Source organism: Gordonia sp. DT101, from assembly GCF_049844895.1.
Taxonomy (GTDB): Bacteria; Actinomycetota; Actinomycetes; order Mycobacteriales; family Mycobacteriaceae; genus Gordonia.
Genome location: NZ_JBNCLX010000003.1, coordinates 75,675 through 99,809, shown reverse-complemented (window position 1 = coordinate 99,809; position 24,135 = coordinate 75,675). Strand labels below are relative to the sequence as shown.

Below are 24,135 nucleotides of genomic sequence, written 5' to 3'. Positions count from 1 at the left end.
CTAGGACGCATTCGTCGCGTCGAGCACGCCATGGTCGTAGGCGAGGTCGCCGTCGGCGATCACGGTCGTCAGGATCTGTTGGAACGTCGAGATGAACCGATGGACCATGTCGGCCCGCGGACCCGTCGGGAACCTCGACGAGATGTTGGTCCCGGCGGGTACCCGGTTGATCCAGAAGTAGACCTCGTCGGCGTTCCGGGTGGAGCTGCGCAGCACGCGGGCGCGCCGCGCATCCCACAGATCCGCACCGTCGGCGTGCCGCAGGTCGATGTAGGAGACCACCAGGCCGGGTGGCGTGGTGTCGCCGCCGATCAGATCTGCGATCGGGGCGAAGGGTGCGGCGCCGACCCCCTTGTAATCCGAGGCGCTCGTCGCGACCGACGTAATTGCCTGACGGAAGGTCGTTGCGTCCTGCGGCCGCAGATGCACCGGGATGATGCCGACGAACCATCCCGCAGCCTCACCCCACTTCATCTCGGTGCGGGTGTGCACGGGATTGATGAATCGCAACTCGCCGGACCCACTCAGCTTGGCCGCCGCCATCGACAATGCCGTGTAGATGCCGGCCTGCATGTTCGCGCCGGCGTCCTTGCACAGGGCGTTGAACGCTGCGGTTTGATCCGCGTCGAGCAGCCACGACGACAGGGTCGCCTGGAATCCACGGTCGGGTGTGCGCTCGGCGATGATCGTCGGCGCGGCGTCGGACTCGCACGACCGCACGACCGGGAAGGTGGGCATCGGCGCAGGCTGCGGGGAATCGGGGTCGGCATCGGCGAAGAATCGGCTCCAGCCGGCGACGGCATCGTCGGTGTCGCGGATCCGGTCGCCGATCGCCCGCTCGGCATCGGAGAAGTCGACGTAGCTCCCGAACTCGGCGAGGCCGTCCGGGGTGCCGGTGACCACGGAATCGTAGAGGGCGGTCAGCTCTTTGATCGCGAAGACCTGCGTATACGCGTCCATCACCGTGTGGTCGGCGGCGAAGACGACCAGGAACGCGTCGTCGCGGTCGTCGAGCTCGACGGTCACTGCGATGCAGTGCGGCCAGCTCAACGGGCTGACGGCGGTGTTGAAGTACTCGTTCACCCGCTCGAAGACCTCGGTGCTGCTGAGGTGATCACCCATCGGGCGTCGACCGATCGAGATCGACTCCATCGGAAGCGTGATGCGCTGGGGGGCATCGGTCTCACCGTCGGTCACCGAGGTGCGGAACGCCTCGTGACGGGCGTACCAGCGGTTCATGGTCTCGCTCATGGCGTCACCGTCGAGGGGGCGCTCGATGAGGAATGCGGTTCCGATCCACTGGCTGTACCAGTCGTCGCCCTCGGCCGCCGCACGATTGGCGTGCTCGACGTGCATGTAGGACAGCCGGCGTGGATCGAGGGACCACGCATCCGGCGCGGCCTCGGGAACCCACGCCGTCAGCGTGCCTCCCGGCAACGGGTAGTCGGCCAACTCGGTGTATTCCATGAAACCTCCTTCGTCGGTACTGCGGTCTTCTCCGGCCGGCCGTCAGGCCGTGTGCCGATGCGGCGTCAGACGCCGAGTCCGGCGGCGATGAACGGCCAGCTCCGGTGCAGCTGATCGACCCAGTAGGGCCAGGAGTGGGTGCCGGGGTCGACGTAGTGGAAGGACGCGGGGATGCGCTGTGCGGCCAGTTGTGCCTGCAGATTCCGGGTGCACCACATGGAGCCCATCTCGATCGCCCCGCCGACGACCTGGCGGTTCGCCGGATCGTCGTTGCCCGGGTATCCCGGCGCGTCGTATCGGCCGGCGCGGCCGGTACCGGTGGACACGTAGATCGCGCTGCCGCGCAGCCCCGCCGAATGGCGAAGGACGTCGTGTGCCGACCAGGCCGGGTCACCCGGCGGACCCCACATGTTGTCGGCGTCGCCACCGAACGCGGACACGATGCCGCGCGGATATGCCTCACCGGCGGGACCGGTGGTGGTGTAACACCCGCTGTAGGCGGCGACGGCACGGTAGAAGCCGGGATTGCGGGCGGCCAGCATGAGGCTCGATCCGGCGCCCATCGAGAGGCCGCCGATCCCGCGGCGCCCGTTGCCGTCGAACCTGGCGTCGAGCAGCGGTGGGAGTTCCTTCTTGAGGAAGGTCTCCCACTTGTAGCGGCCAAGTGTGGGATCGTCGTGCTGCCAGTCGGTGTAGAAGCTGCCATTGCCCGCCAGCGGCAGTGCAACGGTGACGTTCTTGTCGGCGAAGAACTTCACCGCATCCGACTTGATCAGCCAGATACTGTTCTGCGGGTCCTCTTCGCCGAGACCGCTCAGCATGTAGAGCGTCGGCCGCGGGCCGCTCTGGGTCCGGGGGACGAGCACCTGGACCTTGATGGTCTTACGCATGGCCGCCGAGTGGACGTACACGCCGTACTGAGTCGGTCCCTCGCGGACCACACGTTCGATCGACGGTGCGGACGGCGCCGCGGTCGCCACCGAGGTGGTGCCGGCCAGGGAGGCCACCGCGGCGCACACCATGGCCACGGCGGCTGCCGTGCGCGCCAGACGGCGTCGGGGGCGACCGGCGCCGGGAGGTCGGGCGGCCAGCGTCCGCAAAGTCGTCATCGAGCGTGGTTCTCCTCGTCGTCCGCAGCCCGCGCACGGGCTGCTGCTCCTGGAGGTCAGGTAAACCAAAACCAAGAACATTTGCAAGCGAAAATAATGATTTGGGGCTCAGATCGCCCCGAGGGTGAGATGTCTCACCATGGAATGGTGGTCAGCCCCCACCGGGCACATTCTTTTTGGACGCTCGCGCACAGCTCGGCAGAGGTCGGGAAAGCGGCCGGGTCGAGCCCGGAGACGGCGAGCGTCGTGGTCTCTCCGGTGTCATGAAACCATGCCGCGAGCCCACCGCGAAGTCGAACGAGTCGCTCACGGCTGACGCCTTGGGTCGTCGCACGCGAGGCAAAGGTGTCGATCCGGGACGGATCACCGAGCCCGGCGAACAGCGGATCGACCACACCGCCGTTGGAGGCAAGGGCGAGCGGAGTGGCGGCGTTCTTGCTGAGGGCGGCCACTGCGGCGTCCGGTAGCGCTTGGATGAGGGGCTGTAGGCGCGGCGGTCGACCCGCGCCCGTGCCGGCACGCCGATACGTTTCCTTGGCCGCCTGCCGGATCGCCCCGAGATCTCGTGAGCGGCTCCACTCGGCAGGCACATCCAGTGTGAGTCCGGTGGTCGAGTTCGCGCGGGTGTCCTCCCCCGGGCGCACCGACATCGGGATCGACACCCGGACCGTGTCCTCCCAGGAAGCGCGGTCGGCGCCGACGATGAGCCCGGTGACGATCGCGAGGAAGAGGGCGTTGCTGGTGCCACCCGATGCCGCGAAGGTCGATCGCCAGTCGTCGCCGGGGATGGAGACGATGGCGAGCGGGGTCCGGATCGTCGTCTCGCGGGCGACCTCGTCGGCGGTCGGCGCGGGTGGCGGGGGAGTCGACTGCGACGTCACCGGTCGCTTCTCGGACGACTTCTCCGTCGAGACTGCGGCGCCCCGGGCCGACCAGGTGTCCCGCAGGAGTCCGATGAGACCGGCGCCGACCGTCCTCAGCTGGGTGGCGGACTCGCGGATCTGACCGGGCAGCGACGGTGTGGCCGGTGCGTAATGCGCGTCGGTGGAGTCGTCGTGACCGGTCGCGTGCAGGATTGCCCGCCCGCCCAACCAGCCGTCGCCCACGGCATGCGAGGAGCAGAGGGTGACGATGCCCCCACCGGATGCCAGGGGGGCCGCCCGGAGATCCCAGACGGGACCGTGCGCGAGGTCGAACCGGATGTCGGCCGCGCGTTCGATCCAGTCGAGGATCTCGTCGTCGCCGAGTTCCGGATCGAGGTGGGTCCGACCGGCGGTGTCGGCCGCGGCGGTCCAGTGATCGCGGACGAAGGGCATCCGGCTTCGATGGAGGCGACGGCTGATCGGGGTGTCGAGCAGCCGGCGACCGATCCGACCGAGTTCTTCGGCTGTCAGCGGTTCGGTGAGGCGCCAGATCGCCTGGCTCAACACCGGGACACCGAATGCGCGGTCCATGCGGATGAACAGATCGTCGTCGTGTGTGGTGCGCTCGACGTGGGAGGTCATTACGCCGACCCTAGACATCTCGATTGGATCTCGCTTGTGCAACGGGTTAATAGCTGATGAAGGGGCGTGGCGCAGCGTCAGTGCCATCCGGTCAGCGCCACTCGGTCTTCACGACGGTGTCATCGCCACAGACTCGTGACGTCGACTCCGACGTCGGCGAGGAGTCCGCGAACAGTCGGGAGACCGATCCCGATCACCGAGGACGGATCGCCGTCGATGGCCTCCACGAACCAGCCGCCGAGGCCGTCGAGGGTGAATGCACCGGCGACCGCGAGGGGCTCGCCGGTGGCGGCGTACGCGTCCACGGTCGCGTCGTCGATGTCGGCGAAGTGGATCGTCGTGGCCGCGGATGCCTGTGCCGTTCCGACGATCCGGGAATCCCGGATGCGTGAGACCCAATGCCCGGTGAGCAGTTCCGCCGACCGTCCGCGCATCCTGCGCCACTGCGCACACGCGGCGTCGACGGTGTGCGGTTTCCCGCTGAGCGCACCGTCGAAGAGCAGCATCGAGTCGCAGGTCAGCACCACGGTGTCGGTTGTGTGGTGGGCGCCGGCGAGGATCGTGGCCACCACGGCGTCGGCCTTCGCCCCGGCGAGGCGTACCACCACCTCCGCCGGAGGTGCACCGTGGAGCGTACGGAGTACCGCATCCTCGTCGACGTCGGAGACGATCACCCGGGGGTCGAGCCCGGCGGCCCGCAGGACCCGCAGCCGGGCAGGCGATGCGGATCCGAGGACCACCGAGACGGTGGTCACGCCCTCAGGTTGGTGAAACTGGTCGGCGCTCCCCAGACGGGACGGAGCCGGTCCTCGGGTCGACCCCAGTCGTCGCGGGGGCCGGTCTCGACCGGACCGCTGTTCGACGAACCGGCGGCCGCGGCGACCAGGGAAGTGAGGACCGCGACCTCTTCGTCACTGGGGTTGCCGCGGACGATCCGCAGCAACGGGGCGGCGGTCGGGGTCTCGTTCGTGGTGTCGGACGTGTCGCTCATAGCGGGATGTTCCCATGCTTCTTCGGCGGCAGGGTGACCATCTTGCGCTCGAGCAGTCGCAAGGCGGTGGCGACCTGTCCACGGGTATGGCTGGGCGGGATGACGGCATCGACGTAACCGCGCTCGGCGGCCACGTACGGGTTCACCAGGGTGTCCTCGTACTCCTGCTGCAACTGGAGTCGCAATGCGTCGACGTCGTCGCCGTTGGCCTGCGCCTCCTTGAGCTGACCGCGGTAGACGAAGCCCACCGCGCCCGACGCTCCCATGACCGCGATCTGGGCGGTGGGCCACGCGAGGTTCACGTCGGCACCCATGTGCTTGGAACCCATGACGTCGTACGCACCGCCGTACGCCTTGCGGGTGATGATGGTGATCTTGCCTACCGTGGCCTCGCCGTACGCGTAGAGCAGCTTGGCGCCGCGCCGGATGATCCCGTTGTATTCCTGTTCGGTACCGGGCAGGAACCCGGGGACGTCGACCAGGGTGACGATCGGGATGTTGAAGGCGTCGCAGGTGCGGACGAACCGGGCGGCCTTCTCCGAGCCCTTGATGTCGAGGCAGCCGGCGAACTGTGTCGGCTGGTTGGCGACGATGCCGACGCTGCGGCCGTCGACGTGACCGAAGCCGACGACCACATTGGTCGCGTACTCGGCCTGGACCTCGAGGAACTCGTCGTCGTCGAGGATGCGGCGGATCACCTCGTGCATGTCGTACGGCTGGTTGGGCGAGTCCGGGATCAGGGTGTCGAGTTCGAGATCCTCGTCGGTGAGGGTGTCCTCGATCGATCCGGCGGCGGGGTCGGCAACCGGCAGTCGGGGCGCCTCGGCGCGGTTGTTGCTGGGGAGGTAGCCCAGCAGATCCTTGACGTATTCGAGTGCGTCCTCTTCGTCCTGCGCGACGTAGTGGGCGGTGCCGGACTTCGACATATGGGTGTGGGCGCCGCCGAGGTCCTCCATGGTGACGTCCTCGCCGGTGACCGTCTTGATGACGTCGGGGCCGGTGATGAACATCTGGCTGGTCTGGTCGACCATCACCACGAAGTCGGTGAGTGCCGGCGAGTAGACGTGTCCGCCTGCGGCGGCACCCATGATCAGCGAGATCTGCGGGATCACGCCCGAGGCCCGGACGTTGCGGTGGAAGATCTCGCCGTACAGGCCGAGTGAGACGACGCCTTCCTGGATGCGAGCGCCTGCGCCGTCGTTGATGCCGATCAGCGGGCGGCCGGTCTTGATGGCCAGGTCCATCACCTTCACGATCTTCTCGCCATAGACCTCACCCAGGCTGCCGCCGAACACGGTCGCGTCCTGGGAGAAGATGCACACCTCGCGACCGTCGATGGTGCCGTAACCGGTGACGACGCCGTCGCCGAGCGGCCGGCGCTCGGCCAGTCCGAAGTTGGTGCTGCGGTGACGCGCAAGAGCGTCGAGTTCGACGAACGACCCCTCGTCGAGCAAGTGCGTGATGCGCTCGCGCGCGGTCAGCTTGCCCTTGTCGTGGATCTTGTCGACCGCGGCCTCGCCCACCGGGTGCTTGGTCTCTTCGAGGCGATTACGCAGATCGGCGAGCTTTCCCGCCGTCGTGTGGATGTCGGGAGCGGCGCCGTCATCGCGCGAAGCAGTCGTCATGAACAACGATGCTAACTACCCGACTGTGAGCCACGTCAACCGGATCAACGTGAGATCGCCTCATGTTCCCGAGCGATCGGTCGGCAGTGGCGCGTGTGTGTGCGCAGGGGGCCACCCCGCCGCACGTCTGTGCTCGTCCCCGCGACGATGGTCGGCGCAGTAGCGTCTGGGGTATGACCCTGGATGGCGCTGAGCTCCTCGAGACCCTCGCTGACACCTGCTGGCACACGATCGAGGTCGTCGAGTCGACGGGTTCGACCAATGCCGACCTGATCGCCCGGGCGGCGACCGAGGAGATCGGCGGGACGGTCCGCATCACGGCCGACCAGACGTCCGGTCGGGGTCGTCATACCCGCGTCTGGTCGGCGCCGGCCGGTGGACAACTCGCGATGTCGTCGGCGGTGGCGGTCGGCGACGACCCCGAGCACGTGGGCTGGTTGTCGCTGATCGCAGGGCTGGCGGTGGCCCGGGCCGTGGAGGCCGTCGTGGGCGAACGGCCGACTCTCAAGTGGCCCAACGACGTGCTGATCGACGACCGGAAGATCGCCGGCATCCTGTCCGAGTACACGCACACGCCCAGCGGCGGGGTGGCCGTCATCGGGGTCGGGCTCAACACGGCGATGACCGAGGAACAGCTGCCCGTGCCCACCGCGACCTCACTGCTGATCGTCACCGGTGATGAGGTCCCGCCGGAAGATCTCGCACGACAGTTCCTGCGCGGCCTCTCCGAGTTGCTCGCGCTGTGGCCGACCGACATCGACCAGCTGGCGGCGATGTACCGCGACCGTAGCGACACGCTGGGCCGACGGGTCCGATTGGTGTTGCCAGGTGACAAGGAGTTGATGGGTACCGCGGTCGGGATCGATCGGACGGGGCGGATCGTCATCGATGTCGACGGCCGTGAAGTGGTGGCGGCCGCAGGCGACGTCACTCACCTGCGGCCGATCGACTGATCGGACGATCCGGGCGCTCGCGGGCCCGGATCGTCCGATGGTCAGCCCTGCTGGATGCTCTTGTGCCCCATGGCCGGGACCAGGGTCAGGATCGGTAATCCGATGATCAGATGGACTACCGCCGTGGCGATCCCCACGGACAGCTCCGACGACAGGACCAGCGGGATGATCACCGCACCGGCGATGAGGAGACCCACGATCCAGCGGAAGAACTGATTCGGCGAGGGTGTGACCATCTGCAGGACGTACCACAGCGCACCCGCCGCCAGGGCGCACAGGAAGCCGACCACGGCGAACCAGATCTCGTCGCGGGCCAGGGGATTCCATACCCCGAATTTGCCGGCCTCGTTGACCCTCTCGACGATCGCGCGGATCACCCACGCCGCCAGCCACGCGGCGAGTCCGGTGACGACGCCGGTCATCACCACGCCACCGATGAACATGGTCGGGTTCACGTTGGGACCCAGGCGGGGTTTCTGGCGTGGTGCAGCCGGCGGATAGGCCTCGGAGTACTCGGCCGGACCGGGTTGTGCGTGCGGGTCCGACCGGCTGTACGCCTGTGTCTCGGGCGGATATCCGCCCTCGTACCTGGCGGTTCGCGGGTCGTACGGGTCACGCGGGTCGCGATAACTCATGGTTTCTCCTTGACCTTCTCGGCGGTCGGCCCGGTACGCGTCTGTTCGCAGTGTACTTGTGTTCACCAGCAGTCTCCGGCGGCATGCCGGTGCCACGATCGCACGATGGTCGTGATCGCGGTCGTGGATGGGTCGAGCCACGCTGCGGTGTGGGGGCTGCGGATTAAGCTGGCTGCCATGTCCTACCCACGCGAGAACCTCGCCCCCGGCGAGGAGATCGTCCTGCACCGGCATCCGCATTGGAAATGCCTGCTCGGGCCGTTCCTGGTGTTCCTTCTGATGACTGCTGTCGCGGGGGTGCTCGCGGGGATGGTCAGCGGGTCCGCCCTGGACTCGACGGTCTCGACCGTGCTGCTGATCGTCATCGGTGTGTTGTGGCTGCTCGGATTCGTGTGGTATTTCGTCCGGCCGCTGATCTCGTGGAAGACGACGCATTTCGTCCTCACCGATCGCCGGGTGATCTATCGCAACGGCATCCTGACTCGATCCGGGATCGACATCCCGATCCGTCGGATCAACACCGTCGAGTTCCGGCACGGGCCGATCGACCGGATGCTCCGAACCGGCACGCTGATCATCGAGTCGGCGTCCGACGAGCCGTTGTCGTTCGACGACATCCCCCACGTGGAACGGGTGCACGCAATGCTCTATCACGAGGTCCTCGACACGCACGAGGACGCCGCGCCCGACGAGGTCGGGCTGACGGACGACGATCGGTCCGATCGTCGTCACGACGAGGGGGTCGGACGGTGACCGATGTACTGCTGGCCGAGGACGACATCGCCATCGCGGAGCCGCTGGCGCGCGCACTGACCCGTGAGGGGTATGGCTGCGAGGTGGTCACCGATGGCGCCGAGGCGCTCGACCAGGCGCTGGACACCCGGTTCGAACTGCTCATCCTGGACCTCGGGCTACCCGAGATCGACGGCCTGGAGGTGTGCCGTCGAATCCGGACCGCGCGACCACAGCTCGCCGTGCTGATGCTCACCGCGCGCACCGACGAGGTGGACTTCGTGGTCGGTCTCGATGCCGGCGCCGACGATTACGTCGGCAAGCCGTTCCGGCTGGCCGAGCTGCTGGCACGGGTGCGGGCGCTGCTCCGCCGCCAGCAGAGCGCCGACGTGGTCCTCGACGGCGGCGACATCCAGCTCGACACCCGCGGCCGACGGGTGCTGGTGGACGGTGCCGATCTGGTGCTGGCCAACCGGGAGTTCGATCTGCTGCGGTTCCTGATGGAACGGCCGGGGCAGGTGGTGAGCCGGGACGAGATCCTCACCGAGGTGTGGGGATCGGCAGACCTGCGCTCGTCGAAGACACTCGACATGCACATCTCGTGGCTGCGCCGGAAGATCGGCGACGATCAGGCCGACCGCCCCCGGCACATCGTCACCGTGCGCGGCGTCGGATTCCGATTCGATCCCTGATCGGCTGATCGGGGAGACCGCATGCGGCGCCGGATTCTGAACACGATGATCGCCATGATCGTGGCGGTCGGTCTTCTGCTGGGCATCCCGTTGAGCGTGATCGCATGGTGGTGGGTGTCGGACAATGCGCACCAGAACCTGGACTCGCGGCTCAAGCTGATCTCGGCGCAGCTGATCCGTCAGGAGGGCGCCGAAGGGCGCGTGTCCGCGGGCTCTCTCGACACCGAGGCTTTCCGGCTGCTGTTGCCCGAGGACGGCCGGCTGACCGTCCGCTACCCGGTGGGCGACGACGCCGAGGCCGAGACGGTGATCGGCGAGCCGATCGACGGCGCGACCATGACCGACTCGATCGCTCTGGGTAATGCTGGGTCGCTGCTCCTCGAGATCCCCCTCACCCAGGTGCGCGACGACCAGCTCGCCGCCATCGGGATCGTGGCGCTCGTGGTCGCGAGCTCGATCGCCGCGGGCACGACCGTGGCCGCGGTGACCGCGGGTCGCGTTGCGGATCCGCTGATCGACCTGGCCGGCCGGGCCGCCGCGATGGCGAAGGGGGACTTCCGTTCCGAGTGGAAGTCGTACGGGATCAGCGAGCTGGACCGGGTGTCGCGGGCGCTCGGGGACGCGAACTCGGAGATCGCCCTGCGGCTCGAGCGGGAGGGCGAGATCGTCGGCGACGTGTCACACCAGCTGCGCAGTCGGTTGACCGCGATCCAACTACGCCTCGACGAGCTGTCGCTGCACGAGGATCCGGCCGTCGTCGGGGAGGCCGAGGCGGCACTCGAGCAGGTGGAACGACTCTCCCGAGAGCTCGACGAGATGGTGGCGGCATCGCGGAACGATCCCGCGGTGCCGAACCAGATCGACGTCGAGGAGATGGTCCGAACGCTGATCGGCGACTTCCGTGCGGCGTTCGGCGCGGCGGGGCGATCGATCTCGGCGACGTTCAACGGCCAGACCACGGCGGTCAGTGCCCGGCCGGGACGGCTACGTGAGGCATTGAGTGTGCTCGTGGACAACGCGCTGCAGCACGGCGCCGGAACGTGCCGGATTCACGTCGACGATCTGCCGTCGGCCGACATGCTCCGGATGACCGTCGCCGACGAGGGGGCCGGCATCGACGACGATCTCGTCGGGTTGATATTCCGCCGAGGATTCTCGGCCGGCCGCGGCAACGGGGTCGGCCTGTCGCTGGCACGTGCACTCGTCGAGGCCGACGGCGGCCGTCTCGAACTGACGATGCGGCGGCCGGCAGTGTTCTCGATCGTGGTGCCCTCGGCACACACCGGTGATCCCGACGACGGGGACGACACGGACGGCGACCACCCCGACGGAGATGACCGCGGCGGTGATTCCGTCCGCGGCAGGCCGTCACCGGTTACGCGTGACCGAGTTCCTCATCGTTGAGTTCCTCGGCGGTGGGATGCAGGTCGGTGGAACCGGCATCGCCCCCGCGGAGCAGATCTTCGGGAAACGCGAACTTGCGCAGCGCCCAGAACCGGAAGGCCATCTGCAGCAGATTGCCGATGAGGAACCCGAGGACGAAGTCGACGATGACCAGCTCGGTGACACTCAGGTTGCTGCGGAGGTCGAAGACGTTGTTGGCGACCCACAGCGGCGCGGCGGCCAGGATCACGCCGACACCGCTGATCACAAAGAAGATCAACGCCTCGTGGTGGCGTTCGCGGCCACCCCGATTCTTGAACGCCCACTCCCGGTTGAGGATGTAGTTGAGGATCGTCGCCAGCGTGCCGGAGATGATGCGCGCGACGACCGGTTTCGGTTCCAGGACGGTGAACGTCAGCAGGTAGAAAATGGCCAGGTCGAAGACGAATGTGGTGCCGCCGACGAGGGCGAACTTGATGAGTTCGTGGTGGCGCATCGCGACCTGTTGAACCGGCGCGGGTAGTCGAGCGACCAGCTCGTCGATAAAGGGCACAAGATCCGAGTCTACGAAATGGAACCGAACAGTAACTTCGCCGGGCAATAATGCGAAGGTCGTAGCCCTCGTGCCACGATGTTTCGCGTGACTTCCAGTGCCGGTGATCCAGCGAGGCTCGACAGCGCCATGACCAGGTCGGAGACCGGCATGCCAACCCGGTCGGAGACCGGCATGCCAACCGTGACGATGATCGGCGGCGGGCAGCTCGCCCGGATGACTCATCAGGCGGCGATCGCGCTCGGTCAATGTCTTCGTGTGCTGGCCGTGAGCAGCAGTGATCCGGCCGCCCAGGTGAGTGCGGACGTGGTGCTCGGTTCCCACGACGAGCTGGCGGACCTCCGAGAGGCCGCGCGGGGGGCGGTCGCGCTGACCTTCGACCACGAGGGTGTGCCGTTGGCGCACCTGCAGGCGTTGGAGGCCGACGGTGTAGCGGTGCGCCCGCCGTCGGCGGCCTTGCATTTCGCCCAGGACAAGCTCGCTATGCGGGTCCGGCTCGGCGAACTCGGACTCCCGATTCCCGACTTCGCCGATCTGACCGGCGACCGCGACGTGGCGCGCGCCCGCTTCGTGGATTTCGGTGACCGACACGACTGGTCGGTGGTCCTCAAGGCGATCCGCGGCGGTTATGACGGCCGCGGGGTGTGGCTGGTCGACGACCGCGACGAGGCACTCACGTTGTTCGACGAACAATTCGACGCGGGGGTCGACCTCATCGCCGAGCAGAAAGTGTCGATGCGTCGCGAGCTCTCCGCAATGGTCGCGCGTTCGCCCTTCGGGCAGGGCGGCGTGTGGCCCGTGGTGGAGACGGTCCAGCGGAAGGGGCAGTGTGCGGTGGTGCTCGCTCCCGCGCCGGAGCTGGCGGAGGACGTTGCGGCCCGGGCACAGCAGATGTCGTTGCGGCTCGCCGCCGAGCTCGGTGTGGTCGGTGTGATGGCCATGGAGTTGTTCGAGACCACCGATGGCGAACTCCTGGTGAACGAGTTGGCGATGCGGCCGCACAACAGCGGGCACTGGACGATGGATGGCGCTGTCACCTCGCAATTCGAGCAGCATCTACGGGCGGTGCTCGACTATCCGCTCGGCGATACCGCCCCTCGGGCGGCGATCACGGTGATGGCGAACATCCTGGGCGCCGAGGATGCGCCGTCGATGTCGATGGATGAACGCCTGCATCACCTGATGGCCCGCATGCCTGATGCCAAGGTGCATCTGTACGGTAAGGGCGAGCGTCCCGATCGAAAGATCGGTCACGTCAACATTGTTGGTACCGACAGCGATTCGGTGGCCGAGGTCCGGGAGCGCGCCGAGCGTGCCGCGCACTGGATGTCGACTGCCGAATGGACCGATGGATGGGATGTGCACGCATGACCGACAACGCCGGGACGGACAACACTGGGTCGGGCAGCACCGAGACGGGCGATACGGGGACGGGCGATACGGGGACGGGCGATACGGGGACGGGTCGGCCGGAAATGGACACCGTCGAAGCGGAGACAGCCGACACGGAACTCGCCGGGACGGACCCTGCCGACGCCGATATTGCCGACGCTGCCGACTCCGACGCTGGCGGTGACGTCATCACCGATCCCACCATCACCGATCCCACCGCCACCGATCCCACCGCCACCGATCCCACCGCCACCGATCCCACCGCCACCGATCCCACCCGTCCGCGCGTCGGCCTGATCATGGGTAGCGATTCCGACTGGCCGACGATGGAGGCGGCGGCGGAGGCGTTGGCTGAGTTCGGCGTGCCGTTCGAGGTCGGAGTGGTCTCGGCGCACCGCACCCCCCAGCGCATGCTCGACTATGCGGCCGGGGCGGCGGCGCGCGGCATCTCGGTGATCATCGCCGGCGCCGGGGGAGCCGCCCACCTGCCCGGCATGGTCGCGTCGGCGACGCCACTGCCGGTGATCGGAGTCCCCGTCCAGCTGCGGACCCTCGACGGTTTGGACTCGTTGCTGTCGATCGTGCAGATGCCCGCGGGCGTCCCGGTGGCGACGGTGTCGATCGGTGGTGCTCGCAACGCGGGTCTCCTGGCGATTCGGATCCTCGGGTCTGCGGATGCCGGGTTGCGTTCTCGCATGGAGGATTTCCAGAAGGGTCTGGAAACCATGGTGCTCGAGAAGGATCAGGCATTGCGCGACAAACTGCTCGGGGAGGGCTGAGCCCGCCTCCCGCTACCGATCTGACGGGGATTGGGGCCAGTCGGCGGGGTAGTGGTGCGCCCCCTCGTCGAACATGCGATGGAGTCGCTTGCGCGCTCGCGTGGCGAGCCGGTCGCCGAACACGATTCCGTCGATGTGATCGGTTTCGTGCTGCAGGCAGCGGCCCAGCGTTCCGCCCGCGGCGACGACGATCGGATCGCCATACTGGTCCTGTCCCGTGCACGTGGCGACGTCGGGTCGGTCGACGTCGGCGTACGCACCCGGGAGCGACAGACACCCCTCTCCATAGGACACGAGTCGTCGGGAACGCCCTTCGGGAAGCGTGAGCGCCGGATTGCACAGGACACCTGTGCGCCGAGTGCCGGTTTCGTCGGTGCAGTCGTAGATGAAGACGGCGAGGTCGACGCCGAGCTGCGGTGCGGCCAGACCGGCGCCGTGCGCGGCGTCGTTGGTGGCGAACATGTCGGCCAGCAGCTCTTGCAGTTCCGTCCCGAAATCCGTGACCGCTCGAGCGGGTGTGTGCAGCACGGGATCACCCCACCGGACGATGGGGTGGGGTGATCCCAGTCTCAGTAGCTCGGCGACGGGCATGTGCTCGGACCTCTCTGTGCAGACCGCATCATTCCGATGTGGTCACCAGCTTCTCGACAAAGAAATCGAGTACCTTCTCCCGGGTGTCGTGGGTCGGCTGTCCCGGTTCGTTGATCAGATCTTCGGTCAACACGGAATGTGGCTTCGGCAGCATCGAATCGGGGTTCGCTGCCGAATCCGGCAGTTCGACGGCGAGGAATGCGTCGCCGAGTTGTTCACGGAGGAAATCGAATCGGCCGCGCGGAGACAGCTGGTCGCCGTCGAAACGGAGTCCCATCACCTGAAGTCCGGCGGCGCAGCGCGATTTCACCCGGGCGAGGTCGGCATCGCTGATGTCGATCGAACGATTCCGCGCCGGGATGACGCCGAAGGGGAGCGACGGCTGGGACAGGACTGGCGCGAGCAGTCGGTCGTCGGTGGCCATGGCGAGGGCGAATCCGCCGGTGAAACACATGCCGACAGCGCCCACGCCGGGACCGCCGCAGCGTTCGTGCTCCTCGGCTGCGAGACCGCGTAGCCAGTCGGCGACCGGTGAGGTCTTGCCCGTGGCCAGCACGGTGAACTCACGGCTGATGCACGCGCGCATCATCGTGCCGAACATGTTCTGTGCCGCGCCGAGCCTGCCGAGGTTCGCCGGCTTCGGGTCGCGGCCGTCCACCCCGAACAGCGACGGCATCACCGCGGTCAGCCCTCTGCCCGCGACTTTCCGTGCGAAATCGGCGACCTTCGGGCTGATTCCGGGCATCTCGGCGATGACGATCACCGCCGGACCGGCACCTTGTGCGTACACGCGATGGGTCGTGCTCCCGACGGTGACGTCGCGAGCGGTGAAGTCCTCGAGCGAATCGTCGGCCACCGGTCCCTCAGCCGTCGACGATCGTGCCGGTCAGGACGGAGTCGAAGAACCGGGCGAACAGACGTGCCCCGCGCGCGACGTCGGGCGAGTCCGAGGGGATGATCCTCGGCCTGACGACCTTGTGGTGCTCCGACTTCCGGGTGATCCCGAACTCGCCCGCGGCCTGCACGTTGCGCACCCAATCGGTGTGGCGGCCATAGGTCAGCACGATGGACACCCGGTCGTCGTCCACCCACGCCAGCACCGGAATCGTGTACTCGGTACCGGACTTGCGTCCGACATGTCCGATCATCGCCCACGGCGCCAGTCGTGGCGCCCACTGGCGCTGGATCGGATTGGTGACCACCTTGTTGAAACGAGCTACCGCACTGGGGATCTTCATGGGTACGAGCATGCCGTAACCGGCGTCGTCTCGAAAGGCTGCGTGCCGATCAGCTCGACCCGAAGGACCCGTTGCCGGAGCCGACGGGGGGAGCGCCGTTGGTGTATCCCGAGATCACCCCGGCAACCGGGATCGAGCCGTTGACCGCCGTCCGGAAATTGAGCATCGCGCGCTTCACATGGCTCGGGCTGCTGACCACCACCGCCCCGGTTGCCCGGCCGGCGGCCAGAATCCGCGCCGTGTAGCGGGCATTCTCCACCGTCGTGCGCGATCGGTTCTCGGTGGCGATCCGGGCGGTCGGCACGCCATGAGCGATCAGCCACGCCCGCATCGCCTGGGCCTCGGTCCGTCCGCCCCTCGGGAGACCACCGGTGGTGATGATGCCGGCCGGCGGGAAGCCCCGTGCCAGCGACAGTCCCGCTTGCAGGCGTGTGACCAGCACGGGTTTCATGGAACCGTCGCGATTCAATCCGGCGCCGAGGATCACGATGCGGGTCCCGAACGGGTTGAGCTGGAGCATCATCGGCACCTCCGGCGTGAGGCGCTCGGTGTCGGTGCACCACTTGATCAGGTCGGGGACCGGGGTCTGACAGCCGCCGACAGTCGACATGATCCCGTTGAACATCGTCGTCGGTGACGCCGCCGCGGGCGCGGCGGTCATCGGCGCCGTCCCGGCAATTGCGACACACAGGACACTTGCGCCCAACAAGTGGGCAACCCTCCCTTTGATACGCATGAGTAACACGGTAATTCTCGGAAGTGCATTTCCGTTGCGATTCTGCACAACCCGCCGACTCCGTTCCGGCGCCGACGGGTTTCAGCGAAGGGTGAGTTCGGCGCGCTCGGTGTCGACGAGCCCGCCGAGGCGTGACTCGTCGGCGTGGGAGACCGAGACCAGCGAGGCACCGACGACCAGGGGCGCCAGGAGATTTCCGACGACCTGGTCCCCGGTGTGCCAGGGCCGCACGGTGAGGACCCGCGTCCCCGCGACGATCCCGTCGGTCCCGGCCGCAGCGCGGGCCGCGGCGAGCACGCCGTCGGTCGGGGCGCCGTCGAGCGCGGGCCCGGTGACCCGGTTGTACACGGAGTACTGGTCACCGTGCACGCGAACGGCGCTCGCGAAATCGGTGACGCCGATCGGGAGGTCGCGAACACCCATCGCGAACGGATCCAGCGAGGCGACGAGGACCTCGTCGGCGTCGTCGTACCTGCTGAGCCGATCGGCGGACGTCACCACCGCACCGAGGGTCGACCCGTCGACGTCGCTGCCGGGCAGCCGGACATGCGTGCCCGCCCACCAGGCACCGAGCAGGATGGCCGCGGTCTGCCAGTGCTCTGGTAGATCGACGAGGATCTCGTCGTCGGGGCCGAGTCCCAGTTCGTCGACGAAGAAGTTGGCCGACTTGGCGGCCCAGTTGCCGAGGGTTGCCCCGGACAACTCGGTGCGCTCGCCGCTCGCATGGTCGTAGTAGGTCAGCAGCGGCTGCGACCAGTCGGTGACCGCGTCGAAGACGGCGGAGGTGATCGTCGGTGCGCTCATCAGTTCACACACGTCGGGCCGTCGGAACCGGCCGTGATCGGCGGACGGTTGTTGCCGACCCGTTCGCTGGCCGGCACGTTGTCGGTCTGAGCGCCGGTGTCGCCGATGGACCCCGGGCCCTCGTAGGTATTGGTCAAGACCGCCTTCATCTGCTTGTCGGGCATCGAGGAGTCGACTCGGACCTCGGCACCACCGAGATCCTTGGCGAGCTGCTTGGCACCGGCGTCGTCGGAGTGCGCATACACCACCGAGTCCTTGTCGTTCGACGCGCCGGTGCCGGTCTTGCCTGCCTGGAATCCTTTGGTCGTCAGGATGTTCGACACGTTGGAGGCCAGGCCGTCGATGGTTCCCGCGTTGACGACGTCGACCGTGTAGTCGGCACGGTCGGGTGCGTCCTCGTTCTTTTTGCTGTTGAGCAGATTGTCGGTGAAGCCGTGGACCTGCTTGGGGTCCACCTGCACCACACTCTGCTGTCCGTCGTCGCTCCACCCCTGCTCGGTGACGACGGGGATGGTCGCGAACTTTACCCGGCCGCCGGTGAGATCCTTCAACTGCTCCGCGAACTTCAGGATGTCCCAGTTGTTGTCGATCACCACCGATCGCGACACGGCCCGCTGGAGTTCGTCGAGCTTGCCGGGATCGGTGAGCAGGTGGGCGGACAGCATCTTCTGGGTCAGCGACGCCATGAAGACCTGCTGTCGAGTGATCCGGTCGAGGTCGCCGCGGGGGAGGCCGTGGCGCTGGCGGACGAAACTGAGGGCCTTGGGTCCGTTCAGGGTCTGCTCGCCCGCCGAGAATCGAGCACCCGAGAACGGCTCGCGGACCGCCTCGTTCAGACAGACGTCGACCCCGCCGACCGCGTTCGTCAGCAGGACGAAGCCGAGCAGCCCGACCTCTGCATAGTGATCGACCTTGACGCCGGTGAGGTTCGCGACCGTGTCGATCAAGGCCTTGCGGCCGGCCTGGGTGCCCTCCTTCTCGGCCGCCGCCTCGCTCTCGCCTGCCTCGACCGCGCGTCCCCGCACCCCTTCCTTGGTGGTGCCGTAGGCCGCGTTGATCTTGGACATGCCGATACCGGGCACGTCGACGTAGGAGTCGCGTGGGATCGAGATCGCCGTCGCGGACGATCCATCGTTCGGGATTCTGATGAGCAGGATCGTGTCGGTGTTGGTCGCAACATCCTCGCCGGAGCGCAGCATCTTGAGCTCCGACGGTGACAGCGGGTTGCCCTTGGCGTCGGTCCGCGAGTCGGTACCCACCAGCAGGATGTCCACCGCGCCGTCGTCGGCGCCACCGAGTCCGAGGCCGGCCAGCTGGGTGATGTTCGAGTTCAGGTTGCTGACGCTGTTCCACGCATAGCCGGTGCACAACAGCACCGCCACCGACAGCAACGCCACCAGCCCGCGGCCGAGACCTTTGCGTGTGGTCCGGGATCGCCACGAGAACTGCTCTTTGACGCGTGCGGCCGCCGGCATCGCGGCGGACTCGGACGCGGGCCCGGGCGGAGGCTTCGGGCCGGACGGGCGTCGCGCGGCGGCTGCCGCGCGTGGCGCCTCGCCGGTCGGTCTGCCATCACCGGGAGCAGCCGCAGGGCGGCGACGTCGGGGTTGTCCGGGGCCACCGGCACGTTCGTCGGTGCGGGGAGGACGTGGCCTGCCCTGTCCGCGATCTCGTCCGGCCGCCGGGGCCTGTGTCTCGCCGGGACGGGGTCGACGTCGGGGAGCGGCCTCGTCGGGACGTCGCGGCCGCCGCCGTGGTCCGTCGGCCGCGACACCCTCGCTGGTGTGGATCTCGCCCGACGTGCGACGGCCCTGCTCGTCCACGGCACCAGGTGGCCGCCGTCGGCGAGGCCGATCCGGACGGGCCTGGTCGGTCGGTGTGCGGCGCTCGGCTCGCGGGTCGCCGGGGTCGGGCCGGCGCCGCCGACGCGGCGGCGGATCGGATGGTTGCCCCTGCGCCGGATGTTGAGTGCGTCGTGCACGCCCCTCGGCGGGGCCGCGGGATGCAGCGGTGGGCTCGTCGGGACGTGCGCGACCACCGGAATGTCGGCGTGCGCCATCGGGTCGAGAGTCCACGGGCGGGTCAGTCCCTTTCGTCGTCGGCGAACGCGGCGACATCCGCTCGGGACGTGTTACGCAAGTGCGTGCCGTTGTTCGTGATGTTGACGTTTCGGATGGTGTTGTGCTGACGTCAGGCTACTGAAGTGAAGTGAGAATTCGAGGGTGCAACGCCGAGCGCTCGCGTCGAGACCCACATCACCGATCGACGTACGCGTGCTCGCGATCTCCGTACGGCACCATGTGTTCCATGAGTGCGACCATCTATCTCGTCGGCGCCGGCGGACAGCTCGGCAAGGCGCTGCGGGCGTCCGACAAGGCCTCCGCGCGGGTGCGTGCACTCACCTCGGCCGACATCGACATCACCGACGAGGCATCGGTGGCGAACGCGCTCGCAGGCCTCGGCGCCGGAGACGTGATCCTCAACTGTGCCGCCTACACCGACGTCGACGGTGCGGAGTCGGACGTCGGGCGTGCCTTCGCGGTCAATCGCGACGGGCCGGGCCATCTCGCACGCATGTCCGCCGGGTCGGGCGCGCGGCTCATCCATGTGTCCACCGACTACGTCTTCGCCGGCGCGGCCGCCACCGACGACGCGCCGCCCCGTACGGTCCCGTACGAACCCGCAGACGTGACAGGTGAGCCGGAGACCGTCTACGGCGCATCGAAGCTGGCCGGTGAGCGGATCGTGTTCGACACCGACCCGACGGCGACCGTCGTCCGGACGGCATGGGTGTACACCGGCGCTCCGACCAGCTCCGACTTCGTCGGCACGATGCGGCGTCTGGAATCCGCCCGTCCCGACATCACGGTCGTCAACGATCAGACCGGTTCGCCGACCTACGCCCCCGATCTCGCCGATGGCCTGTGGGAGCTGGTCTCGACCGATCCCGACGGACCGGCCGCGGGCGTCATGTTGCACGCCACAAACGCGGGCAGTGTCAGTTGGTATGAAGTGGCGCGCGCAGTCTTCGAGGAGCTGGGCGCCGACCCTGAGCGAGTGCGGCCCTGCACCACCGACGAGTTCCCGCGTCCGGCGCCCCGACCTGCCTATTCGGTGTTGTCGGGGGCATCGTGGACCACCGCGGGCCTGACCCCGCTGCGCGACTGGCGGGCGGCCCTGCAGGCTGCGGTGACCGGCGACCGCACCGGGCGCGGCTGACCACATGGGGCCCAAGGGTGATCGGGGCCCACCGGAGGTTGGTTACCCTGACCCGGTGACTGCTGAGCTTGCCGTCGTGACGGTGACCTATTCGTCGGGGGATTACCTCGCGGCATTCCTGCGAAGCCTCGAGAAGGCCACCGCCTCGTCGGTGCCCCGGGTCGTCATCGCCGACAACGGGTCGACCGACGGCGCGCCCGAGGCTGCGGAGCAGGATTTCGACAACGTGACGCTCGTGCGGACCGGCGGCAACATCGGCTACGGCGGCGGCATCAACCGTGCGGTCGCCGAGGTGGACCCCGCGGTGGAGTTCATCGCCGTGGCCAACCCGGATGTCGAGTGGGCCCCGGGTTCGCTCGACGCACTCCTCGCCGCGGCCCGACGCTGGCCGCGCGCCGGGTCGCTGGGGCCGTTGATCCATGAGCCGGACGGCTCGATCTACCCGTCCGCGCGCCGGGTCCCGGATCTGGTCTCGGGTGCCGGACACGCGTTGTTCGGGTCGATCTGGAAGACCAATCCCTGGACTGCCGCCTACCGGGCCGACGACGCCGCACCCAGCGAACGGCCGGTCGGGTGGTTGTCGGGATCGTGTCTGCTCGTGCGCCGTGCCGCATTCGACTCCATCGACGGCTTCGACTCCCGATACTTCATGTACATGGAGGACGTCGATCTCGGCGATCGCCTGGGCAAGGCGGGCTGGCTCAACGTGTACGTACCGGACGCGGAGATCGTCCACACCAAAGGTCATGCGGCCGGGCGCAATCCGGAGAAGATGTTGCCCGCCCATCACCGCAGCGCATATCGGTTCCAGGCGGACCGCCATCCGGGCGTGTGGCAGGCACCGCTGCGCCTGGCGCTCCGGGTCGGTCTGGCCGCACGTTCCCGGGTCGCGGTCCTCGCGGCCGGCCGGTCCGTCGAACGAAACAGAGGAGAAACCGGTGACCAGTGAGAGCCACGTCGATGCGGCGTCCGATCCGGACGTGACATCGTCGGTGCAGGCCGTGGTGCTCGTGGGCGGGAAGGGCACCCGGCTGCGGCCGCTGACCCTGTCGGCCCCCAAGCCGATGCTGCCGACCGCCGGTGTCCCGTTCCTCACGCACCTGTTGTCCCGGATCCAGGCGGCGGGTATCGAGGACGTGGTGCTCGGCACCTCGTTCCAGGCCCATGTCTTCTCCGAGTACTACGGCGACGGCTCCAAACTGGGAGTGCGACTGCAGTACGTCACCGAGACCGAACCCCTCGGAACCGGCGGCGGCATCCGCAACGTCCTCGACGACCTCACCGCCGACAACATCCTCGTGTTCAACGGAGATGTGTTGGGTGGCACGGACGTCCGCGAGATCCTGACCACCCATCGGAACAGCGGCGCGGACGTCACGATGCACCTCGTGCCGGTCAGTGATCCGCGAGCCTTCGGCTGCGTGCCGACCGACGAGACCGGGCGGGTCACCGACTTCCTCGAGAAGACCCAGGATCCGCCGACCGACCAGATCAATGCCGGCACCTACGTCTTCCGGCGTTCGGTGATCGAGGAGATCCCAGCCGGTCGGCCGGTGTCGGTCGAGCGCGAGGTCTTCCCCAAACTGCTCTCCGAGGGCCGACACATCCAGGCCCACGTCGACCACGCCTATTGGCGGGACATGGGCACGCCGGAGGACTTCGTGCGCGGGTCGGCGGATCTGGTCCGCGGCATCGCGCCATCGCCTGCGCTCGGCGACCGGCGTGGCGAATCGATGGTCCACGACGGTGCAGGCGTGGCGCCCGGGGCAGTGCTCATCGGCGGGACCGTGGTGGGCCGTGGTGCCGAGATCGGCCCACGGGCACGGCTCGACGGTGCTGTCGTCTTCGACGGCGCGGTCATCGAGGCCGGTGCCGTGGTGGAGCGGAGCATCGTGGGATTCGGCGCCCGCATCGGACCTCGTGCCTTGATCCGCGACACCGTGATCGGTGACGGCGCCGACGTCGGGGCGCGCTGTGAACTCCTGCGCGGTGCACGGGTGTGGCCCGGCGTCCAGATCCCCGACGGCGGACTCCGCTTCTCCACGGACGTCTGACCGGGGGAGCGGCTCAGCGGGCCTTGGCGGCCGCGAGCACCCCCGCGCCCAGCGGGATCACCACCGGCAGCAGTCGCTCGTCGTCGGCGATCAGCAGGGCCGCCTCCCGGGCGGCCGCGGCTGGTGGGTCGGTGCGCGTCGGGTCCGCGACCGCGCCGTCGGCGGTGGCGTTGTGGACCACCACCACGCCACCGGGGCGCAGAATCCGCACCGCCTCCACGACGTGCCGTGGGTGATCGATGAGCGGACCGTCGACGAACACCAGGTCGTAGGACTCATCGGCGAGGCGGGGCAACACCTCGGTGGGCGTGCCGTTGATCAGGCGGGTCCGCCCCGACACGATGTCGGCACCCGCGAACGACTGCCGCGCTGCGCGATGATGTTCGGGTTCGGGATCGATGGTGGTCAGTACGCCGTCGGGGGCCATGCCGTTGAGCAGCCAGAGACCACTGACACCGGCACCGGTGCCGATCTCGACGACCGCGTGGGCGTCGCAGGAGCGGGCCAGCAATGCCAGCAACGCACCGACGGCGGGCGCGACCGCGGATGCCCCGAGTTCGTCGGCCCGGGTGCGGGCCGACGCCAGGGCGTCGTCCTCGACGATCGCCGATTCCGCGTAGTCGATGAGGGCGCTCGTGGACACCGAGCCCGCCGGTTCGGAGCCCCCTGATGAATCGGTCACCCCCTGAGGTTAAGTCGCGTCGTCGCGATTCCGTCGGCGGCGCGCCAACCTCTGCCGAAGTCGGAGGTCAGAGGATTTTCGGGCCGTTGCCGAAACCGCCCGCCACTTCCTCAGCGAAACCTCAGCACTCTCATACGGCGACCACACCACGATGGGAGAGGGTTCTACTAGCGCATCCGATGCGCCCGCAGCCGACGATCCACCGAGGTTCGGACCGAGGAATAGAACGTCGGCAGATGTGGTTTACCATCGTGAACATCCGTCATCCGACGTGATGTCCGGGGAAGGGAACTGGCCACCAAACATGACTGATCCCCTGGGGTCTGCAGACGTCGTCCCGACTGGGACCGCTGGATTCGACGCCACCGGCGACGACACCTTGATGCCGTCGTGGGACGAGCTGGTTCGCGAGCACGCGGATCGGGTGTACCGCCTGGCCTACCGCCTGTCCGGCAACCAGCACGACGCCGAGGACCTCACGCAGGAGACGTTCATCCGGGTCTTCCGTTCGCTGTCGAACTATCGGCCCGGCACCTTCGAGGGGTGGCTGCACCGCATCACCACCAATCTGTTCCTCGACATGGTCCGGCGTCGGAGCAAGATCCGCATGGAGGCATTGCCCGACGAATACGACCGGGTGCCGTCGGACACCCCCGATCCCGAGCAGATCTTCCACGACGCGAACCTCGACCCGGATCTGCAGGAGGCGCTCGACGCACTGCCGCCGGACTTCCGTGCCGCAGTCGTCCTATGCGACATCGAGGGTCTGTCCTATGAAGAGATCTCGGCGACCCTCGGAGTCAAGCTCGGCACCGTGCGCAGTCGCATTCATCGCGGTCGGCAGACGATCCGTGATCACCTCACCGCCCGAGGACACACCGGCAGCAGGTCGGTGGCCATCGGCGCGGTGCACTGACCATCCACTCCACAGCCGCGATCGACCGTCACCCGAATCGGATCGGGATTCCGGGAACCACGGTCGGTCCGTCACCGTT

Annotated in this window: 25 protein-coding genes; 10 read left to right on the top strand and 15 right to left on the bottom strand. The window is 68.0% G+C overall.

Features of this window, described 5'->3' with window-relative positions:
* From ACLQ3I_RS11775 to ACLQ3I_RS11750, 6 genes are all read right to left on the bottom strand, one after another.
* The gene (locus tag ACLQ3I_RS11775; RefSeq protein ID WP_425788058.1) at positions 1-1,467 is read right to left on the bottom strand and encodes a condensation domain-containing protein; all 1,467 of its coding nucleotides are present in this window, start codon (positions 1,465-1,467) and stop codon (positions 1-3) included.
* Positions 1,468-1,532: 65 nt separating this feature from the next.
* Positions 1,533-2,489 carry an alpha/beta hydrolase gene (locus ACLQ3I_RS11770; RefSeq protein WP_425790408.1) on the bottom strand — a complete coding sequence of 319 codons (957 nt, stop codon included), beginning with the start codon at positions 2,487-2,489 and terminating at the stop codon, positions 1,533-1,535.
* A 221-nt stretch (positions 2,490-2,710) separates the two neighbouring features.
* Entirely contained in the window at positions 2,711-4,081 is a 1,371-nt protein-coding gene (locus ACLQ3I_RS11765) for a hypothetical protein (RefSeq protein ID WP_425788057.1), read from the bottom strand.
* Between the two features lie 119 nt (positions 4,082-4,200).
* The gene (locus ACLQ3I_RS11760; protein WP_425802045.1) at positions 4,201-4,836 is read right to left on the bottom strand and encodes a Maf family protein; all 636 of its coding nucleotides are present in this window, start codon (positions 4,834-4,836) and stop codon (positions 4,201-4,203) included.
* Positions 4,833-5,072, bottom strand: a complete 240-nt coding sequence (locus ACLQ3I_RS11755) for an acyl-CoA carboxylase subunit epsilon (RefSeq protein WP_425788053.1) — start codon at positions 5,070-5,072, stop codon at positions 4,833-4,835. The genes ACLQ3I_RS11760 and ACLQ3I_RS11755 overlap by 4 nt, the downstream gene beginning before the upstream one ends.
* Positions 5,069-6,697 carry an acyl-CoA carboxylase subunit beta gene (locus ACLQ3I_RS11750; RefSeq protein ID WP_425788051.1) on the bottom strand — a complete coding sequence of 543 codons (1,629 nt, stop codon included), beginning with the start codon at positions 6,695-6,697 and terminating at the stop codon, positions 5,069-5,071. The genes ACLQ3I_RS11755 and ACLQ3I_RS11750 overlap by 4 nt, the downstream gene beginning before the upstream one ends.
* Positions 6,698-6,870: 173 nt before the next feature.
* Here ACLQ3I_RS11750 and ACLQ3I_RS11745 point away from each other — a divergent pair, with 173 nt between their 5' ends.
* A complete protein-coding gene (locus ACLQ3I_RS11745; protein WP_425802042.1) occupies positions 6,871-7,650 on the top strand; it encodes a biotin--[acetyl-CoA-carboxylase] ligase in 780 nt (259 codons plus the stop codon).
* 41 nt (positions 7,651-7,691) lie between these two features.
* Here ACLQ3I_RS11745 and ACLQ3I_RS11740 read toward each other — a convergent pair whose 3' ends face one another.
* A complete protein-coding gene (locus tag ACLQ3I_RS11740) occupies positions 7,692-8,285 on the bottom strand; it encodes a hypothetical protein (RefSeq protein WP_425788047.1) in 594 nt (197 codons plus the stop codon).
* Positions 8,286-8,462: 177 nt separating this feature from the next.
* On the opposite strand from ACLQ3I_RS11740, the gene ACLQ3I_RS11735 reads away from it, so the two are divergent.
* From ACLQ3I_RS11735 to ACLQ3I_RS11725, 3 genes are read left to right on the top strand one after another with little or no spacing between them, the layout of a single operon-like run.
* Positions 8,463-9,038, top strand: coding sequence for a PH domain-containing protein (locus ACLQ3I_RS11735; RefSeq protein WP_425788045.1), 576 nt, complete (start codon positions 8,463-8,465; stop codon positions 9,036-9,038).
* Positions 9,035-9,709 (top strand): response regulator transcription factor, encoded by a 675-nt coding sequence (locus tag ACLQ3I_RS11730; protein WP_425788043.1) that lies wholly within the window; start codon positions 9,035-9,037, stop codon positions 9,707-9,709. Before ACLQ3I_RS11735 ends, ACLQ3I_RS11730 begins: the two co-directional genes overlap by 4 nt.
* Before the next feature lie 21 nt (positions 9,710-9,730).
* Positions 9,731-11,113, top strand: coding sequence for a sensor histidine kinase (locus ACLQ3I_RS11725; RefSeq protein ID WP_425788041.1), 1,383 nt, complete (start codon positions 9,731-9,733; stop codon positions 11,111-11,113).
* Here the strand turns inward: ACLQ3I_RS11725 and ACLQ3I_RS11720 are convergent.
* Positions 11,085-11,645, bottom strand: coding sequence for a GtrA family protein (locus ACLQ3I_RS11720; protein ID WP_425788039.1), 561 nt, complete (start codon positions 11,643-11,645; stop codon positions 11,085-11,087). The genes ACLQ3I_RS11725 and ACLQ3I_RS11720 overlap by 29 nt on opposite strands.
* 129 nt (positions 11,646-11,774) lie before the next feature.
* Between ACLQ3I_RS11720 and ACLQ3I_RS11715 the strand changes: the two genes are divergently transcribed.
* Together ACLQ3I_RS11715 and purE are read left to right on the top strand one after the other, a co-directional pair.
* On the top strand, positions 11,775-13,016 hold the full coding sequence (locus tag ACLQ3I_RS11715) for a 5-(carboxyamino)imidazole ribonucleotide synthase (protein ID WP_425790406.1): 1,242 nt from the start codon (positions 11,775-11,777) through the stop codon (positions 13,014-13,016).
* A 314-nt stretch (positions 13,017-13,330) separates the two neighbouring features.
* Positions 13,331-13,816 carry a 5-(carboxyamino)imidazole ribonucleotide mutase gene (purE, locus tag ACLQ3I_RS11710; RefSeq protein WP_425790404.1) on the top strand — a complete coding sequence of 162 codons (486 nt, stop codon included), beginning with the start codon at positions 13,331-13,333 and terminating at the stop codon, positions 13,814-13,816.
* Between the two features lie 12 nt (positions 13,817-13,828).
* Here purE and def read toward each other — a convergent pair whose 3' ends face one another.
* The 6 genes from def to ACLQ3I_RS11680 all read right to left on the bottom strand — a co-directional run bounded on the left by def (position 13,829) and on the right by ACLQ3I_RS11680 (position 19,302).
* Complete coding sequence (def, locus tag ACLQ3I_RS11705) at positions 13,829-14,407, bottom strand: peptide deformylase (protein ID WP_425802039.1); 579 nt, start codon at positions 14,405-14,407, stop codon at positions 13,829-13,831.
* Positions 14,408-14,435: 28 nt separating this feature from the next.
* Entirely contained in the window at positions 14,436-15,263 is an 828-nt protein-coding gene (locus ACLQ3I_RS11700) for a dienelactone hydrolase family protein (RefSeq protein ID WP_425788036.1), read from the bottom strand.
* 7 nt (positions 15,264-15,270) lie between these two features.
* Positions 15,271-15,645, bottom strand: a complete 375-nt coding sequence (locus ACLQ3I_RS11695; RefSeq protein ID WP_425802037.1) for a nitroreductase family deazaflavin-dependent oxidoreductase — start codon at positions 15,643-15,645, stop codon at positions 15,271-15,273.
* A gap of 49 nt (positions 15,646-15,694) precedes the next feature.
* Positions 15,695-16,381, bottom strand: coding sequence for a YdcF family protein (locus tag ACLQ3I_RS11690; RefSeq protein WP_425802035.1), 687 nt, complete (start codon positions 16,379-16,381; stop codon positions 15,695-15,697).
* An 81-nt stretch (positions 16,382-16,462) separates the two neighbouring features.
* On the bottom strand, positions 16,463-17,185 hold the full coding sequence (locus ACLQ3I_RS11685) for a TIGR03089 family protein (RefSeq protein ID WP_425802033.1): 723 nt from the start codon (positions 17,183-17,185) through the stop codon (positions 16,463-16,465).
* The gene (locus tag ACLQ3I_RS11680; protein ID WP_425788028.1) at positions 17,185-19,302 is read right to left on the bottom strand and encodes an LCP family protein; all 2,118 of its coding nucleotides are present in this window, start codon (positions 19,300-19,302) and stop codon (positions 17,185-17,187) included. Before ACLQ3I_RS11680 ends, ACLQ3I_RS11685 begins: the two co-directional genes overlap by 1 nt.
* A gap of 190 nt (positions 19,303-19,492) precedes the next feature.
* On the opposite strand from ACLQ3I_RS11680, the gene rfbD reads away from it, so the two are divergent.
* Genes rfbD through ACLQ3I_RS11665 form a run of 3 tightly spaced genes read left to right on the top strand, consistent with a single transcriptional unit; the run spans position 19,493 to position 22,458 of the window.
* Entirely contained in the window at positions 19,493-20,404 is a 912-nt protein-coding gene (gene rfbD, locus ACLQ3I_RS11675) for a dTDP-4-dehydrorhamnose reductase (RefSeq protein ID WP_425802031.1), read from the top strand.
* Positions 20,405-20,459: 55 nt separating this feature from the next.
* Positions 20,460-21,353 carry a glycosyltransferase family 2 protein gene (locus ACLQ3I_RS11670; RefSeq protein ID WP_425788024.1) on the top strand — a complete coding sequence of 298 codons (894 nt, stop codon included), beginning with the start codon at positions 20,460-20,462 and terminating at the stop codon, positions 21,351-21,353.
* Positions 21,343-22,458, top strand: coding sequence for a sugar phosphate nucleotidyltransferase (locus ACLQ3I_RS11665; RefSeq protein ID WP_425788022.1), 1,116 nt, complete (start codon positions 21,343-21,345; stop codon positions 22,456-22,458). Before ACLQ3I_RS11670 ends, ACLQ3I_RS11665 begins: the two co-directional genes overlap by 11 nt.
* A 13-nt stretch (positions 22,459-22,471) precedes the next feature.
* Here the strand turns inward: ACLQ3I_RS11665 and ACLQ3I_RS11660 are convergent, their stop codons facing one another.
* A complete protein-coding gene (locus ACLQ3I_RS11660) occupies positions 22,472-23,140 on the bottom strand; it encodes an O-methyltransferase (protein ID WP_425788020.1) in 669 nt (222 codons plus the stop codon).
* A gap of 304 nt (positions 23,141-23,444) precedes the next feature.
* On the opposite strand from ACLQ3I_RS11660, the gene sigE reads away from it, so the two are divergent.
* Complete coding sequence (gene sigE / locus ACLQ3I_RS11655; protein ID WP_425788018.1) at positions 23,445-24,056, top strand: RNA polymerase sigma factor SigE; 612 nt, start codon at positions 23,445-23,447, stop codon at positions 24,054-24,056.
* Positions 24,057-24,135 lie beyond the last annotated feature (79 nt).

Excerpts from the sequence above, each read along its gene's own strand:
- ACLQ3I_RS11775 (WP_425788058.1), bottom strand. The coding sequence starts at position 1,467 with ATGGAATACACCGAGTTGGCCGACTACCCGTTGCCGGGAGGCACGCTG.
- ACLQ3I_RS11770 (WP_425790408.1), bottom strand. The coding sequence starts at position 2,489 with ATGGTGTGCGCCGCGGTGGCCTCCCTGGCCGGCACCACCTCGGTGGCG.
- ACLQ3I_RS11765 (WP_425788057.1), bottom strand. The coding sequence starts at position 4,081 with ATGACCTCCCACGTCGAGCGCACCACACACGACGACGATCTGTTCATC.
- ACLQ3I_RS11755 (WP_425788053.1), bottom strand. The coding sequence starts at position 5,072 with ATGAGCGACACGTCCGACACCACGAACGAGACCCCGACCGCCGCCCCG.
- ACLQ3I_RS11750 (WP_425788051.1), bottom strand. The coding sequence starts at position 6,697 with ATGACGACTGCTTCGCGCGATGACGGCGCCGCTCCCGACATCCACACG.
- ACLQ3I_RS11745 (WP_425802042.1), top strand. The coding sequence starts at position 6,871 with ATGACCCTGGATGGCGCTGAGCTCCTCGAGACCCTCGCTGACACCTGC.
- ACLQ3I_RS11740 (WP_425788047.1), bottom strand. The coding sequence starts at position 8,285 with ATGAGTTATCGCGACCCGCGTGACCCGTACGACCCGCGAACCGCCAGG.
- ACLQ3I_RS11735 (WP_425788045.1), top strand. The coding sequence starts at position 8,463 with ATGTCCTACCCACGCGAGAACCTCGCCCCCGGCGAGGAGATCGTCCTG.
- ACLQ3I_RS11725 (WP_425788041.1), top strand. The coding sequence starts at position 9,731 with ATGCGGCGCCGGATTCTGAACACGATGATCGCCATGATCGTGGCGGTC.
- ACLQ3I_RS11715 (WP_425790406.1), top strand. The coding sequence starts at position 11,775 with ATGACCAGGTCGGAGACCGGCATGCCAACCCGGTCGGAGACCGGCATG.
- def (WP_425802039.1), bottom strand. The coding sequence starts at position 14,407 with ATGCCCGTCGCCGAGCTACTGAGACTGGGATCACCCCACCCCATCGTC.
- ACLQ3I_RS11695 (WP_425802037.1), bottom strand. The coding sequence starts at position 15,645 with ATGAAGATCCCCAGTGCGGTAGCTCGTTTCAACAAGGTGGTCACCAAT.
- ACLQ3I_RS11690 (WP_425802035.1), bottom strand. The coding sequence starts at position 16,381 with ATGCGTATCAAAGGGAGGGTTGCCCACTTGTTGGGCGCAAGTGTCCTG.
- ACLQ3I_RS11685 (WP_425802033.1), bottom strand. The coding sequence starts at position 17,185 with ATGAGCGCACCGACGATCACCTCCGCCGTCTTCGACGCGGTCACCGAC.
- ACLQ3I_RS11680 (WP_425788028.1), bottom strand. The coding sequence starts at position 19,302 with ATGTCGCCGCGTTCGCCGACGACGAAAGGGACTGACCCGCCCGTGGAC.
- rfbD (WP_425802031.1), top strand. The coding sequence starts at position 19,493 with ATGAGTGCGACCATCTATCTCGTCGGCGCCGGCGGACAGCTCGGCAAG.
- sigE (WP_425788018.1), top strand. The coding sequence starts at position 23,445 with ATGACTGATCCCCTGGGGTCTGCAGACGTCGTCCCGACTGGGACCGCT.